Here is a 13,487-nt window from a genome sequence, read left to right as displayed (position 1 = left end):
CCCGCGAGCGGGGAGGAGCACGGCATTCAGTACGCGAACTCGGCGAAGACGCGGTTGATGTCGCCGGCCCACGGGCCTTCGAACAGCGCGATCTTGCGTTCGGCCGGCGTCTGGTTCGCTTCGGCGGATTCGATCAGCGGATCGAGGAACACGCTTTCGTCGTGGCCGCTGCGATTGCGACGCGCGCGGCGCTGCAGGCCGGCGGCGGAAATCTTCAGCGCTTCGATCGACAACTCGCGCAGCGTGGCCTGCGTGCCGCCGACGCGCGCCGGCAGCTTGAACGCGTGCTTCGGCACGCCGTCGCGCAAGGCGTGGCGTTCTTCGCGCGAGAAATCCTTCACCAGGTCCCAGGCCGCATCGAGCGACGCATCGTCGTACAACAGGCCGACCCAGAACGCGGGCAGCGCGCAGATGCGATTCCACGGACCGGAATCGGCGCCGCGCATTTCCAGGTATTTCTTCAGGCGCACTTCGGGGAACGCGGTGGTCATGTGGTCCGACCAGTCGCGCAGCGTGGGCAGGCCGCCGGGCACGACGTCGAGCTTGCCTTCCATGAACTTGCGGAACGACTTGCCCGACGCATCCAGGTATTCGCCGTTGCGGTAGGCGAAGTACATCGGCACGTCGAGCAGGTAATCGGTGTAGCGCTCGAAGCCGAAGCCGTCCTCGAACACGAAGTCGAGCATGCCGGTGCGATCGGGATCCGTGTCGGTCCAGATATGCGAGCGGTACGACATGAAGCCGTTGAGCTTGCCTTCGGTGAACGGCGAATCGGCGAACAACGCAGTGGCCACCGGCTGCAACGCCAGCGACACGCGGAACTTCTTCACCATGTCGGCTTCGCTGGCGAAGTCGAGGTTGACCTGCACGGTGCAGGTGCGCGTCATCATGTCCAGGCCGAGGTCGCCGCGCTTGGGCATGTACTCGCGCATGATCTTGTAGCGGCCCTTGGGCATCCACGGCATTTCGTCGCGGCGCCACTTCGGCTGGAAGCCCATGCCGAGGAAGCCGAGGCCGAGTTCGTTGCCGACCGTCTTGACTTCCGCCAGGTGGCCGTTGGTTTCGCGGCACGTGTCGTGCACGGATTCGAGCGGGGCACCGGAGAGTTCGAACTGGCCCGCCGGTTCCAGCGTGACCGACGCACCGTCGCGGGTGAGCGCGATCGTGCGTCCGTGTTCCTGCACCGGCACCCAGCCGAAGCGCACCAGGCCGTTGAGCATCGCTTCGATGCCGCGGTCGCCGTCGAAGGTGGGCGCGCGGAAGTCGTCGTTGCGGAAACCGAACTTCTCGTGCTCGGTGCCGATGCGCCAGTCTTCGCGCGGCTTGCTGCCCGACGCGAGGTACTCGACCAGTTCGCGCCGGTCGGTGATGGGAAGTTCTGCGACGTTGCTGAGGCTCGACATCCGACGACTCGTTGCGATGGGGGGCGGCGAGTGGGACACGGCCCGGACTGTCGCTGGCCGGGGACTATAGTCCCGGCAAGGCGGCCGAATCGTCACGCAATCAGGACACTGGCGTTCCGCGGCTGGGGTTGTGTTCCAGCGACGCGATGATGTTCAGGTCCGTTGCTTCCCCCTGCCCCAAGGCAAACGGGAAGCCGTCGGCATGCAGGCCGCTAGATCTGCAGCCAGAACGAAACCACCTTGCGCAGTTCGTCGACGCCCTGCTTGGATTCGGCGGAAAAGGTCTGCACCGACACCGTGTCGGCCCACAGGCGTTGCAACTCCATCCGCACCGCTTGCAGCGTGTTGGCCGCGGCACCGCGCGAGAGCTTGTCGGCCTTGGTCAGCACCGCGTGCGCGGGCAGGCCGCGGCTGGCGGCGTAGCCGAGCATCTGGCGGTCGTAGTCCTTCAGCGGGTGGCGGATGTCCATGATGACCACCAGCCCCTGCAGCGCATCGCGCGTGGAGAAGTAGCCATCGAGGAACTGCTGCCAGTGCGCCTGCAGGTCCTGCGGCACCTTGGCGTAGCCGTAGCCGGGCAGGTCGACGAGGTGCTTCTGCGGTGCGACGTCGAAGAAGACGAGCTGCTGCGTGCGGCCCGGCGTCTTGGAGACGCGGGCCAGGGCGTTCTGCTGCACGAGCGCGTTGAGGCAGCTGGACTTGCCGGCGTTGGAGCGGCCGGCGAAGGCCACCTCGGCGCCGGCATCGGGCGGCAGCTGGCGGAAGTTGTGCGCCGAGAGGGCGTACTTGGCGCGGGCAAAGGGGTTCGACATGGCGCAAGGATCGCACGCCGGCCCCGCCGGGGCCCCTGATGATCCGAATCCCATCCGTTGTCCGGTTTGACCCGATCAGGCGCGGCCGACGATAATCCCGCGCCTCTGCGGGCCTTTCCCGGCGCCGCATTCCCAGCACTCCCGGAGCTTTGCATGCGCCACGCACGCGTCCTCGGCTACGCCGGCATCGCCGCTTTTGCGGTCGCCGCCGTGGCTTTCGCCCAGACCACCGTGCAGCCGGTGCCCGCCGATGCGGCCGCGAAGACCGCGCCGCTGGTCGAGGCCAAGGCCACCTGGGGCGACGTGAAGCGCGGCGCCGCCAAGGCCGGCACCTGTGCGGCCTGCCACGGCCTGGACGGCAACCCGTCCGATCCGCAGTACCCGCGCCTGGCCGGCATGCCGGAGCGCTACGTGGCCCACCAGATCACGCTCATCAAGAGCGGCGAGCGCAACTCGGGCATGGCCGCGGTGATGAAGCCCTACGCCGATGCGCTGAGCGCGCAGGACATGCGCGACCTCGGTGCGTACTTCGCGACGCAGAAGGCCGGTGCGGGCGTGGCCGACGACACCGTGATCGCGGACGGCCCGAACAAGGGCATGAAGTTCTACCAGGTCGGCGAACGCCTGTTCCACCAGGGCGACGCGGCGCGCGGCATCCCGGCATGCATGGCGTGCCACGGCCCCGCCGGCGCCGGCAACCCGGGCCCGGCGTATCCCGCCATCGCCGGCCAGCAGAGCGCGTATGCGCAGCGTCGCCTCGAGGAATACCGCGCGGGCACGACCACGCAGGCCGATCCGCACCTGTTCAATGTGATGGCCTCGGTGGCCAAGCCGCTGACGGACGAAGAGATCCAGTCGCTCGCCAGCTACCTGCAGGGCCTGCACGCGCGCGGCGACGAAGCCGTCGCGGCGGACTGACGGCACGCGGAACTTCGCCGCGTGCTGCGTGTCGGAGCAAGCGTTCACAACCTTGATCGGTGCGCCGGCCCCACACTGAGGCCGGCTTTTTTTTGTCCGCGTCCCGTCACGGGCCGCGCAACGGAAGGATGGGCATGGTTCGGTCGCTGATGGTGTTGCTGCTCGCGTTGCTGTTGCCCGCCGTCGCGCTCGCGGCCGACGCGCCCGTGGAAGGCGTGGATTACCAGCGCATTGAAGACGGCGCGCCGTTCCGTCCGTTGAAGCCGGGCCAGGTCGAAGTCGTCGAGATCTTCGCCTACACCTGCATCCACTGCGCGCACTTCGCGCCGGCCGTGGAAACGTGGAGGGCCACGCTGCCGAAGAACGTGCGCTTCAACTACGTGCCCGCCGCGTACGAGGTGGACGATTCGCTGGGCCGCGCGTTCTTCGCGGCCGAATCGATGAACCTGTTGCCGCGCACGCACGCGATGACGTTCCGCGCGATCCACAACGACAGCCTGCTGGCGATGAACCCCACCGACGGCGAGATCGCGAGCTACTACCAGACGCTCGGCGTGAACCCGACCAAGTTCCTCGCCGCGATGGCCAGCCCCGCGGTCGCCGTGCGCATGCAGGCCGCGCACGATTTCTCGCTGCGCAGCAAGATCGAAGGCACGCCCACCCTGATCGTCAACGGGCAGTATCGCGTCGCGGGCAATTCCGCCGAAGCGCAGCTGGCCAATGCACGCCGGATCGTCGACATGCTGCTGTCGGCGAAGCCCTGACCCTTTTGCACGACCTCCACACGAATCCCAGAGGACCGACCATGAAGCTCCGCGCCCTCCTTCCGTTGCTGCTCGTTGCGCTGGCCGCGTGCAGCGCCCCGACGCCGCCCGCCACCAACACCCCTGCGCCGGCGTCCACCGCCGAAACGCCGGCCAGCGCCGACGAACCGGCCGGCACCACCCCCGCGCCCGCCAGCACCACCGCCGCCGCGCCCAGCGCGTCGGCCGACGCCGCCGCCGACAAGGCGCTCGCCGCCAACCCGAACGGCCTGCAGGTCGGTCGCGACTACGTCGAGATCAAGGATCCGCAGCCGTGGATGCCGCTCAACGGCAAGATCGAAGTCGTCGAAGTGTTCGGCTACGTCTGCCCGGCGTGCGCCGCGTTCAATCCGCTGGTCGAAGCGTGGAAGGCCAAGCTGCCGGCGGACGTGCGCTTCAGCTACGTGCCCGCGCCGTTCGGCCCGGAATGGAATCCCTACGCGAAGGCGTTCTACGTCGCCGACTCGATGGGCCTGGTGAACCGTTCGCACGACGCGCTGATCCGCGCGATCCACGTCGAGCAGACGATGCCCGGCGAAGGCGACCCGGTGGACGAACAGGCCATCGCCAACTTCTACGGCAAGTACGGCGCCAACCCGAAGGAATTCCTCAGCACGATGAACAGCTTCACCGTCGCGGCGCAGGTCAACCGCGGCAAGCAGTTCATGCAGCGCACGAACGCCAACAGCACGCCCACGCTGATCGTCAACGGCAAGTACAAGGTCACCGGCACCAGCTTCGAGGACATGCTGCGCATCGCCAGCGCCTTGATCGCGCAGGAACGCGCCGCAGGCGCCGCGCCCGCCGCCCCCGCCACCACCGCAGCGCAGGGCTGATCACCGACGCGATGGCGAAACGCCGGCTCAAGCTGCTCAGCGCGAACATCCAGGCCGGGTCGAGCACCCGGCGCTTCAGCGATTACGCCACGCGCAGCTGGTCGCACGTGCTGCCCGCCGGCAACAAGCGCGGGATGCTGGACCAGATCGCGCACCTGGCCGGGCAGCACGACATCGTCGGATTGCAGGAAAGCGACCCCGGCAGCTTGCGGTCGGGGTTCACCAACCAGACGCACTACCTCGCGCAACGCGGGGGCTTCGCGTACTGGAGCCACCAGCCCAACCGTCGCGTCGGCGGGCTGGCGTCCAGCGCCAACGGCTTGTTGTCGAAGCTGGAACCCACCGACGTGCACGACCACCCCCTGCCCGGCCGCGTGCGCGGGCGGGGCGTGTTGCTGGCGCATTTCGGCGAAGGGCGCGACGGACTGGCGGTGGCGATCGCGCACTTGTCGCTCGGTGCGAGTTCACGCGAATCGCAGCTGTCCTTCATCGCCGAACTCCTGCACGACCATCCGCACGCGATCCTGATGGGCGACTTCAACTGCGATCCGGACCGGCCTGAGATGCAGCAGTTGTACAAGCGCACGCAACTGCAGCCGCCGGCGTCGTGCGTGCCCACGTTCCCCAGCTGGCGACCGCAGCGCGCGATCGACCACATCCTCACCACCGGCGACCTGCAGGTGGCGAACATGGCCGCGTTCGCGGCCGCTTTCTCGGACCATCTCGCGCTCGCGGCGGAAATCGACGTGCCCGAACGGGCGTTGCGCTGACCGTAAACACGACAGCAAGCGTGGCTCTGCTATCGTCCGTGGCATGTCGCTGCGCCCCCTGATTCCAGCGTTCTTCGTCGTCGCCTGCTGTGGTTCCGCGCAGGTGCCCGCCCAGCAACGCGCGCCCACGCCGGCCCCCGCCGCCTCGGTGTCGCCCGCGCCCGTGCAATTGCGCAGCGATCCGCGCCGCGAAGACGTACGCGCCGCGCTCGATGCCGCCGAACGCGGGCAGCTGACCGGCGCGCAGCGTGATTCGCTCGCCACGCATCCCCTCGCCGGCTGGATCGAATTCGCCGAGCTCAAGCGCAGCATGGACCTCGTGCCGAATGCACGTGCGCAGGCGTTCCTCGCGAAGTACCGCGGCCAGGCGGTGGGTGCCGCGTTCCGCGACCTGTGGCTCGCGTCCACCGCGCGCCGCGAAGACTGGCCTGCATTCCGCGCCGCGTGGAATGCGGACAACAAGAGCGTCGACCTGCGCTGCGCCGAACTCAACGAACGCCAGGCGCTCGGCACCACCGATGCACAATGGGTCAGCGACGCGCAGGCGATCTGGCGCATCAACGGCAAGCCGTTGCCGTCCAGCTGCGATGCACCGATGGCGATCCTCGCGGCGAAGGGCGGCCTGCCCCCGGCGCTGCGCTGGGAACGCATCGACAAGGCCGCGGCGGAATGGGATCCGGCGACGATGCGCAACGCCGCCCGCGGATTGCCCGCGGACGACCTGGCGCTGGCCAACGATTACGCCGCGTTCTTCGATGCGGTGCACGACCGCGCGCTCACGTGGCCGAAGACCGCGCGCAGCCGGATGATGGCGTCGCAGGGCCTCGCGCGCCTGGCGAAGTCGGTGCCGATGACGGTCGACACGCAGTTGCCGAAGTACGGCGATGCGTTGCAGTTCACCGAAGCCGATCGCGCACGCGTGCTGTACCAGGCCGCGCTGTGGACGGTGGCCTCGTACGAACCGGATTCGGCGAAGCGGCTCAACGCCGTGCCGGCGTCCGCGTACGACGAGCGCCTGCACGAATGGCGCGTGCGCGAAGCGATGTCGCGCAGCGACTGGCCGGCGGCGCTGGCGGCGATCAACAAGATGGGCGAGAAGCAGCGCAGCGATTCGCGCTGGTTGTACTTCGCCGCGCGCTTGAACGAGATCGCCGGCGACAAGGCCGCCGCACCTGCGCTGTACCGGCAGGCCGCGATGAAGCCGGAATTCCACGGCTTCCTCGCCGCGGACAAGCTCAACCTGCCCTACGCGTTGTGCCCGATCGAGTTGTCCGCCAATTCGCCGGTGGAAGCGACGATCGCGCGCGATCCGGCGCTCGTGCGCGCGCTGGCGCTGCACCAGCTCGATCGCGACGGCTGGGCGCAGCGCGAGTGGGACGACGCGCTGTCGCGTTTCAGCGACGAGCAGCGGCGCTATGCGGTGAAGGTGGCCCAGCAATACGGGTGGTTCGACCGCGCGGTGTTTTCGCTCGGCAAGCAGCCGGAGGAAACGCGGCTGTACACCTTGCGCTTCCCGCTGCACCACGACGCGACGATCCGCCGCGAGGCCGCGAAGAACGGGCTCGATCCTGCATGGGTGGCCGCGGAGATCCGCGCGGAGAGCGTGTTCGATACGAACGCACGCTCGGGCGCGAACGCGATGGGCCTGATGCAGGTGGTGCCGGCGACGGGCCTGGCGGTCGCGCGCCGCATCGGCGTGCCGTGGAATGGCGTGGCCACGCTGTACGACCCCGACGCCAACATCGCGATCGGTACCGCGTACCTGCGACAGCTCTACGACCGTTACGGCCCGCCGTACATGGTGCTGGCCGGCTACAACGCGGGGCCGGCGCCGCTGGCGCGCTGGCAGGCGCAGCGGCCAGGGATGGATCCGGAATTCTGGATCGAGACCATCAGCTACAAGGAAACGCGCGAGTACGTGGCGCGCGTGCTGGCCTTCAGCGTGTTGTACGACTGGCGCCTCAATGGCGATGCGGCACCGGTGAGCAACCGGATGCGCGGGCAGGCCGGCGGGGCGCGGAAGAAATTCACGTGCCCGGTGGCGACCCCGGCACCGACCGTCACCAAGTCCTGAGCCTGCTTCCGCGGCGTGCCGGAAAACCGGCATGATCCCGCGCATGCAAACCTTCCTCGTCGGCGGCGCCGTGCGCGATGCCCTCCTCGGCCTGCCGGCCGGGGATCGCGACTACGTGGTCGTGGGCGAAACACAGGAAGCAATGCTCTCGCGCGGGTTCAAGCCGGTGGGCCGCGACTTCCCGGTGTTCCTGCATCCGAAGACCGGCGAGGAATACGCGCTCGCGCGCACCGAGCGCAAATCCGGGCGCGGGTATCGTGGGTTCGTCGTCGATGCCGATCCGTCGGTGACGCTCGACGAAGACCTGCAGCGGCGCGACTTCACCATCAACGCGATTGCGCAGGCGGCGGACGGCACGCTCGTCGATCCGTGGGGTGGCGCGCGCGATCTGGAAGCACGCGTGCTGCGGCACGTCGGACCGGCGTTCGTGGAGGATCCGTTGCGCGTGTTGCGCGCGGCGCGGTTCATGGCGCGGTTTGCGCCACTCGGGTTCGAAGTCGCGCCGGAAACGATGGCGCTGATGCGCGAGATGGTGGCGGGCGGCGAACTCTCCGACCTGGTGCCGGAACGCGTGTGGCAGGAGTTGTCGCGGGCGTTGGCCTCGGCGGCGCCGGCCGCGTTCCTGCGGACGTTGCGTGCGTGCGGTGCGCTCGCGGTGGTGTTGCCGGAAGTGGATGCGCTCTACGGCGTACCGCAGCGCGCGGAGTACCACCCGGAAGTCGACACGGGCGTGCACATCGAACTCGTCTGCGACATGGCCGCGCAACTCGCGCCCGGCGATGCAGTGGTGGGCTTTGCAGCGCTCGCGCATGACCTCGGCAAGGCGCTCACGCCCGAAGACGTGCTGCCGAAACACATCGGACACGAACACGCAGGCCTCGCCCCGTTGCGCGTGCTGTGCGAGCGGATGAAGGTGCCGGCGCAACATCGCGACCTCGCGAAGCTGGCCTGCCGCGAACACCTCAACGTGCATCGCCTGTTCGAATTGCGCGATCGCACGGTGCACGAACTGCTGGCGCGCTGCGATGCCTTCCGCCAGCCGGCGCGCATCGCGCAGCTGGCACTCGTGTGCGAAGCGGACAAGCGCGGCCGCGCGGGATTGCAGGACGAGGCCTATCCGCAGGGCGCCGAGCTGCTGCGTTTGCTCGACGCCACCCTGCAGGTGAAGTCTGCGGACGTGATGCGCGAAGGCCTCGAAGGCCCGGCGCTCGGTGAAGCGCTGGCGCAGGCGCGGATCCGCGCGATCGGTGCGGCGCGCGCGTCAGGCGCGTCGGTCGACGCCTAGCAGCCAGTCGCGCATCGGCGTCAGCAGCGTCGACAGGCCCAGGCACACGCCCAGCGTGTTGGCGATCGCGTCGTGGACATCCATCGAACGCGTCGTGGTCAACGTGCCCTGCGCGATTTCGATCGCCACGCCCAGTGCGACGAGGAACAGGCCAGCGCGCAATATCGACACACGCGTCGCGAACAGCTGCACCGCGGTCGCCGCCAGCGTGGCGTAACCGAGCAAGTGTTCGAGCTTGTCGCTGCCCGGCGGCAGGTCCGGCAACAACAACGCGGGCAGCAACGAACCGACGATGACCGCCGTGATCATCACCCACCACGCGCCGAGCCAGCGTTGCGGTCGTGCGAACGGTTTGAGCGCGCCCGTCCCCGGCCAGCGGATCACAGGCGCCAGCTCAGGTCGCCGGTGAGGAAGGCGACGTCGAAGCCCACGTCGCGCTGGAAGCCCATCGCCTGGAAGCGTTCGCCCATTTCGCCCGGGAGCGTGAGGCGCTTGGCTTCCTGGCGCAGCTTGTAGCGTGCGGCTTCGTCGTGCGCGCGCGCTTCGGCGGCGGCAAGGTTGCCTTCGAGGCCATTGCCGATGAGGAAGCTCGCCTGCGAGCAATAGCCCGCGAGATCGAAGCCCGCACCCGTGCCTGCTTCCGCGAGCGCGGTGAAATCCACCGACGCGGTGATGTCCTGCAGGCCGGGCAACGCGTACACGTCGTTGGTCATGCGATGGCGATGGAACGCGCGCAAGGTGCCGTCGTTGCGCTGCGCCGAGTAGTACTCGTGGCGCGGATAGCCGTAGTCCACGAACAACATCGCACCGCTGCGCAGGCCGCCGATCACCGCCTGGATCCAGTACGGCAATTGCGGCAGCAACTCGGAGCGATAGCCGTCCGGGAAGGGTTCCTCGCGCTGGCGTTCGACATGCCGCACCGCGGCGGCGAGCAGCGCGTCGGCGGGACGGTCCGCGCGCACGAAGCGACCATCGCCGTCGAGCGCGACGTGCTCTTCGAACACTTCGCCATCGCGCAGCGTGAAGCGCGGCGTCGGCAAGGCATCGATCACTTCGTTCGCGAACAGCACGCCGTCCCACGGTTGCTGCGGCGGCGCGTCGAGCCAGTCGACCAGGTCGTACAGCAACGGGTTGAGGCGTTCGCGCAGGCGCTCCTGCTGGCGGGCGCGCAGGTCGGCGCTGGGTTCGAGGATCGCGTAACGCGCGGGGAGCGCGTCGTGCGCGAGGAGTTTCTTGAGCGCGACTTCGGCGAACACGCCGCTGCCGCCGCCGAGCTCGACGATGTCGGCCGCCGGCCCCAGCTGCCGCAGCACCGGCGCCAGGCTGTCGGCGACGCAGGCGGCGAACAAGGGGCCGAGCTCCGGCGCGGTCGTGAAGTCCCCCGCCGCGCCGAACTTGGTCGCGCCCGCGCTGTAGTAGCCCAGGCCCGGTGCGTAAAGGCAGAGCTCCATGAACCGCGAGAACGGAAGTGCGCCCCCGGACGCGAGGATCTGCTCCTGCAGGCGGACGCGGAGGCGTTCGCTGTGGGCCAGGGCGTCGGGGTCGATCGGGGGAAGGGACTGCGGTGCGGACATGGACAGGGAATGCGGCAACAATGCGGCGCAGGATAGCCGGACTCTCGGAAAGCGCCCATGACGAACGCCCGCCCCGTCGCCTTCATCACCGGCAGCGCCCGACGCCTGGGCGCCGCGATCGCACGTCGCCTGCACGCCGCGGGTTACGACGTCGCGATGCATTGCGGACGCTCGCGCATCGAATGCAACGCGATGGCGGCCTCGCTCGAAGCGCAGCGCGCGAACAGCACGCACGTGTTGCAGGCGGACCTTTCGGAGTTCGATCGCTTGCCGGAATTGCTCGCGCACACGATCGGGCGCTTCGGGCGCCTCGATGCGCTGGTCAACAACGCCTCGGCGTTCTTCCCGACGCCGATCGGCGAAGCGACGCCGGCGCAGTGGGACACCTTGTTCGCCGCGAACGTGCGCGCACCGTTCTTCCTCTCGCAGGCCGCCGCACCGCACCTGCGCGCCACGCGCGGCGCGATCGTCAGCCTCACCGACATCCACGCCGAACGCCCGCTGCGCGCGCACGCGCTGTACGGCATGAGCAAGGCGGCGCTGGCGTACATGACGCGCGCGTTGGCGCTGGAGTTGTCGCCCGAAGTCCGCGTCAACGCGATCGCACCGGGCGCGATCCTGTGGCCGGAATCCGGCAAGGACGATGCGATGAAGCAGGCGATGCTCGAACGCACGCCGCTCGGGCGCACCGGCACGCCGGAAGAAGTGGCCGAAGCCGTGCGCTGGTTGCTGCAGGATGCGACGTACACGACCGGCCAGGTGCTGCGCCTCGACGGCGGCCGGTTGCTCGAAGGCTAGAGCGCGACGATGTCCAGGTGCGCGCCGTGCTCGGCGTGCGCGGACCACAGGTCGGATAACGTTACCTGCCGCACGGGATCGACGAACGCCGGCGCGATGTCCGCCAGCGGACGCAGCACGAAGGCATGCCGCAATTCGGGGCGCGGCAGTTGCAGCTCGGGCGTTTCGAGCACGAGGTCGCCGAAATACACGAGGTCGACGTCCAGCGTGCGGTCGCTGAATTTCACGTGCCCGCGGATGCGCCCGTTGTCGCGTTCCAGGTCCTGCAGCCAGCGCACGAGCGCGAAGGGATCCAGGTCGCTGTCGATGATCGCGGCGGCGTTGAGGAAATCCGGCCCGTCGAAGCCGACCGCGGGCACGCGATACACCGGCGAGACCACGACGTCGCCGAAGCGCGCGCGCAATGCGTCGATGGCCGCGCGTATATGGCGCTCGGGCTCGACGTTGCTGCCGAGGCTGAGGTAGGCGCGCGTCGTGCTCACGCGCGCGAGCGTTCGATGATCACACCCACGGCGGTCGCGCCGCGCACGGCGCCGGGCTTGCTGAGTTTCAAACGCACGTGGGACACGTTGAATTCGTCGAGGATCAGCTTCGCGCACTGTTCGGCCAGCTTCTCGACCAGTCCGAAATCCGACGCGGACACGAACGCGATCAGGCGCTTGCTCACCGCCTTGTAGTCCAGCGTGTCTTCGATCGCGTCGCTCGCGGCGGGCACGCGGTTGTCGAAGGCCATCTCGATGTCGAAGCGCAGCGGCTGGCGGATGCGCCGCTCCCAGTCGTAGATGCCGATCAGGGTGTCGATCTGCAGGCCTTCGATGAAAACCTTGTCGCTCATGCGTTCGCGGTGTCCGGCACGGCGGGCAACGATGCCATATCCCAGCGCGGCTGCACCGACACGGCGGTGTCCGAATGCTGGCCGGCTTGCAGGCGCAGCGCGCCGGCGAAGGCGATCATCGCGCCGTTGTCGGTGCACAGCGCCGGGCGCGGGAAGCGCACGCGGCCGCCGCGCTTCGTGGCGATGGCATCGAGCTTGGCGCGCAGGCGCTTGTTGGCGCCCACGCCGCCGGCGACCACCAGGGTGTCGCAGCCGGCCGCATCCAGCGCGCGTTCGCACTTGATGGCCAGCGTGTCGACCACGGCGTCCTCGAAGCCGCGCGCGATGTCGGCACGGGTGGTTTCGGACTGGTCGCTGTCGCGCCAGGCCAGCAGCACTTGGGTCTTCAGGCCGCTGAAGCTGAAATCCAGGCCGGGGCGATCGGTCATCGGCCGGGAAAACTTGTAGGCGCCGGGCCGGCCCTGCTCCGCCAGCGCGGCCAGCTGCGGCCCGCCCGGGTACGGCAGGCCCATCAGCTTGGCGGTCTTGTCGAAGGCCTCGCCCGCGGCGTCGTCGAGGGTTTCGCCCAGCAGGCGATAGCGCCCGATGGCGTCGACTTCGATCAGCTGGGTGTGGCCGCCGGACACCAGCAGGGCCACGAACGGGGGCTTGAGGTCCGGATCCTCGAGCAGGGGCGCCAGCAGGTGCCCCTCCATGTGATGGACCGCGATGGCCGGGACATCCAGCGCCCAGGCCAGCGAACGGGCCACGCCGGCCCCCACGAGGAGCGCGCCGACCAGGCCCGGACCGGCCGTATAGGCCACGCCATCGATGTCCCGCATGGCGATGCCGGCCTCGGCCAGGGTCTGTCGGACGAGCGGCAGGAGCTTGCGCACGTGGTCGCGGCTGGCGAGTTCAGGCACCACGCCGCCGTACTCGGCGTGCAGGGCGATCTGGCTGTAGACCGCGTGGGCGCGCAGTCCATCGGGGCCGGGGCGGTCCGTGTCGTACACGGCCACGCCGGTTTCGTCGCAGGAGGTTTCGATGCCTAGGACGCGCATGGGGGTTCGGATCTGCAGTCGGCGGGGCATTTGAGGTTGCGCCCCGGAAAACCGTGCGGCTATCATACGCGGCTCGCCGGGCGTGACCCGGCCGATCCCCGAACAGAGAAACCGTATGCCGAGCGTCAAAGTCCGCGAAAACGAGCCTTTCGAGTTTGCCCTGCGCCGCTTCAAGCGCACTTGCGAGAAGGCCGGCGTCCTCGCCGAGACCCGCAAGCGCGAGTTCTACGAGAAGCCCACGCAGGAACGCAAGCGCAAGGCCGCCGCCGCGGTGAAGCGCCAGTCCCGTCGCACCTCGCGCGACGTGACCAAGCGCCAGCGCCTGTATTGATCGACCGG

15 protein-coding genes are annotated in these 13,487 nt (G+C 69.0%); 8 read left to right on the top strand and 7 right to left on the bottom strand.

Translation table 11 applies throughout. The annotated features are described in order from the left end of the window. Nucleotides 1–26 precede the first annotated feature (26 nt). Together LYSCAS_RS07360 and yihA are read right to left on the bottom strand one after the other, a co-directional pair. Nucleotides 27–1,403, bottom strand: a complete 1,377-nt coding sequence (locus LYSCAS_RS07360; protein WP_213437182.1) for a glutamate--cysteine ligase — start codon at nucleotides 1,401–1,403, stop codon at nucleotides 27–29. 212 nt (nucleotides 1,404–1,615) lie between these two features. Then, nucleotides 1,616–2,215: a ribosome biogenesis GTP-binding protein YihA/YsxC gene (gene yihA, locus LYSCAS_RS07355; protein WP_213437180.1), complete on the bottom strand. Its 600-nt coding sequence runs from the start codon at nucleotides 2,213–2,215 to the stop codon at nucleotides 1,616–1,618. Between the two features lie 153 nt (nucleotides 2,216–2,368). On the opposite strand from yihA, the gene LYSCAS_RS07350 reads away from it, so the two are divergent. The 6 genes from LYSCAS_RS07350 to LYSCAS_RS07325 all read left to right on the top strand — a co-directional run bounded on the left by LYSCAS_RS07350 (nucleotide 2,369) and on the right by LYSCAS_RS07325 (nucleotide 8,901). Continuing rightward, entirely contained in the window at nucleotides 2,369–3,133 is a 765-nt protein-coding gene (locus tag LYSCAS_RS07350; RefSeq protein WP_213437178.1) for a c-type cytochrome, read from the top strand. Nucleotides 3,134–3,267: 134 nt separating this feature from the next. Further along, nucleotides 3,268–3,897 (top strand): thiol:disulfide interchange protein DsbA/DsbL, encoded by a 630-nt coding sequence (locus LYSCAS_RS07345; protein WP_213437176.1) that lies wholly within the window; start codon nucleotides 3,268–3,270, stop codon nucleotides 3,895–3,897. A gap of 41 nt (nucleotides 3,898–3,938) precedes the next feature. Next, nucleotides 3,939–4,772: a thiol:disulfide interchange protein DsbA/DsbL gene (locus LYSCAS_RS07340; protein WP_213437174.1), complete on the top strand. Its 834-nt coding sequence runs from the start codon at nucleotides 3,939–3,941 to the stop codon at nucleotides 4,770–4,772. Between the two features lie 32 nt (nucleotides 4,773–4,804). Further along, nucleotides 4,805–5,542, top strand: a complete 738-nt coding sequence (locus tag LYSCAS_RS07335) for an endonuclease/exonuclease/phosphatase family protein (RefSeq protein ID WP_213437696.1) — start codon at nucleotides 4,805–4,807, stop codon at nucleotides 5,540–5,542. A gap of 43 nt (nucleotides 5,543–5,585) precedes the next feature. Next, nucleotides 5,586–7,616 carry a lytic transglycosylase domain-containing protein gene (locus LYSCAS_RS07330; protein WP_213437172.1) on the top strand — a complete coding sequence of 677 codons (2,031 nt, stop codon included), beginning with the start codon at nucleotides 5,586–5,588 and terminating at the stop codon, nucleotides 7,614–7,616. A gap of 43 nt (nucleotides 7,617–7,659) precedes the next feature. Next, entirely contained in the window at nucleotides 7,660–8,901 is a 1,242-nt protein-coding gene (locus LYSCAS_RS07325; RefSeq protein ID WP_213437170.1) for a multifunctional CCA addition/repair protein, read from the top strand. Here the strand turns inward: LYSCAS_RS07325 and LYSCAS_RS07320 are convergent. Next, nucleotides 8,878–9,285 (bottom strand): VanZ family protein, encoded by a 408-nt coding sequence (locus LYSCAS_RS07320; RefSeq protein ID WP_407075168.1) that lies wholly within the window; start codon nucleotides 9,283–9,285, stop codon nucleotides 8,878–8,880. The two genes, LYSCAS_RS07325 and LYSCAS_RS07320, sit on opposite strands and share 24 nt — an antisense overlap. Beyond that, complete coding sequence (locus tag LYSCAS_RS07315; RefSeq protein ID WP_213437168.1) at nucleotides 9,282–10,475, bottom strand: class I SAM-dependent methyltransferase; 1,194 nt, start codon at nucleotides 10,473–10,475, stop codon at nucleotides 9,282–9,284. The genes LYSCAS_RS07320 and LYSCAS_RS07315 overlap by 4 nt, the downstream gene beginning before the upstream one ends. A 57-nt stretch (nucleotides 10,476–10,532) precedes the next feature. Between LYSCAS_RS07315 and LYSCAS_RS07310 the strand changes: the two genes are divergently transcribed. Further along, on the top strand, nucleotides 10,533–11,273 hold the full coding sequence (locus tag LYSCAS_RS07310) for a pteridine reductase (RefSeq protein WP_213437166.1): 741 nt from the start codon (nucleotides 10,533–10,535) through the stop codon (nucleotides 11,271–11,273). Here LYSCAS_RS07310 and folK read toward each other — a convergent pair. The 3 genes from folK to tsaD are packed head-to-tail and all read right to left on the bottom strand — an operon-like array spanning nucleotide 11,270 to nucleotide 13,148. Then, on the bottom strand, nucleotides 11,270–11,755 hold the full coding sequence (gene folK / locus LYSCAS_RS07305; RefSeq protein WP_213437164.1) for a 2-amino-4-hydroxy-6-hydroxymethyldihydropteridine diphosphokinase: 486 nt from the start codon (nucleotides 11,753–11,755) through the stop codon (nucleotides 11,270–11,272). The two genes, LYSCAS_RS07310 and folK, sit on opposite strands and share 4 nt — an antisense overlap. Continuing rightward, the gene (gene folB / locus LYSCAS_RS07300; protein ID WP_213437162.1) at nucleotides 11,752–12,108 is read right to left on the bottom strand and encodes a dihydroneopterin aldolase; all 357 of its coding nucleotides are present in this window, start codon (nucleotides 12,106–12,108) and stop codon (nucleotides 11,752–11,754) included. The genes folK and folB overlap by 4 nt, the downstream gene beginning before the upstream one ends. Further along, the gene (gene tsaD / locus LYSCAS_RS07295; RefSeq protein ID WP_213437160.1) at nucleotides 12,105–13,148 is read right to left on the bottom strand and encodes a tRNA (adenosine(37)-N6)-threonylcarbamoyltransferase complex transferase subunit TsaD; all 1,044 of its coding nucleotides are present in this window, start codon (nucleotides 13,146–13,148) and stop codon (nucleotides 12,105–12,107) included. The genes folB and tsaD overlap by 4 nt, the downstream gene beginning before the upstream one ends. A gap of 115 nt (nucleotides 13,149–13,263) precedes the next feature. Here tsaD and rpsU point away from each other — a divergent pair, with 115 nt between their 5' ends. Then, nucleotides 13,264–13,479: a 30S ribosomal protein S21 gene (rpsU, locus tag LYSCAS_RS07290; protein WP_182823286.1), complete on the top strand. Its 216-nt coding sequence runs from the start codon at nucleotides 13,264–13,266 to the stop codon at nucleotides 13,477–13,479. The last annotated feature ends 8 nt before the right edge of the window (nucleotides 13,480–13,487 follow it).

This window comes from Noviluteimonas caseinilytica, assembly GCF_018406605.1.
GTDB lineage: Bacteria > Pseudomonadota > Gammaproteobacteria > Xanthomonadales > Xanthomonadaceae > Noviluteimonas > Noviluteimonas caseinilytica.
The sequence above is the reverse complement of the archived record's forward strand: the minus strand, read 5'-3'. Positions and strand labels throughout refer to the sequence as shown.

Coding starts and splice junctions, on each gene's coding strand:
- LYSCAS_RS07360 (WP_213437182.1), bottom strand. CDS start 1,403: ATGTCGAGCCTCAGCAACGTCGCAGAACTTCCCATCACCGACCGGCGC.
- folB (WP_213437162.1), bottom strand. CDS start 12,108: ATGAGCGACAAGGTTTTCATCGAAGGCCTGCAGATCGACACCCTGATC.
- tsaD (WP_213437160.1), bottom strand. CDS start 13,148: ATGCGCGTCCTAGGCATCGAAACCTCCTGCGACGAAACCGGCGTGGCC.
- LYSCAS_RS07325 (WP_213437170.1), top strand. CDS start 7,660: ATGCAAACCTTCCTCGTCGGCGGCGCCGTGCGCGATGCCCTCCTCGGC.
- LYSCAS_RS07330 (WP_213437172.1), top strand. CDS start 5,586: ATGTCGCTGCGCCCCCTGATTCCAGCGTTCTTCGTCGTCGCCTGCTGT.
- rpsU (WP_182823286.1), top strand. CDS start 13,264: ATGCCGAGCGTCAAAGTCCGCGAAAACGAGCCTTTCGAGTTTGCCCTG.
- LYSCAS_RS07345 (WP_213437176.1), top strand. CDS start 3,268: ATGGTTCGGTCGCTGATGGTGTTGCTGCTCGCGTTGCTGTTGCCCGCC.
- LYSCAS_RS07315 (WP_213437168.1), bottom strand. CDS start 10,475: ATGTCCGCACCGCAGTCCCTTCCCCCGATCGACCCCGACGCCCTGGCC.
- LYSCAS_RS07310 (WP_213437166.1), top strand. CDS start 10,533: ATGACGAACGCCCGCCCCGTCGCCTTCATCACCGGCAGCGCCCGACGC.
- LYSCAS_RS07350 (WP_213437178.1), top strand. CDS start 2,369: ATGCGCCACGCACGCGTCCTCGGCTACGCCGGCATCGCCGCTTTTGCG.
- LYSCAS_RS07340 (WP_213437174.1), top strand. CDS start 3,939: ATGAAGCTCCGCGCCCTCCTTCCGTTGCTGCTCGTTGCGCTGGCCGCG.
- yihA (WP_213437180.1), bottom strand. CDS start 2,215: ATGTCGAACCCCTTTGCCCGCGCCAAGTACGCCCTCTCGGCGCACAAC.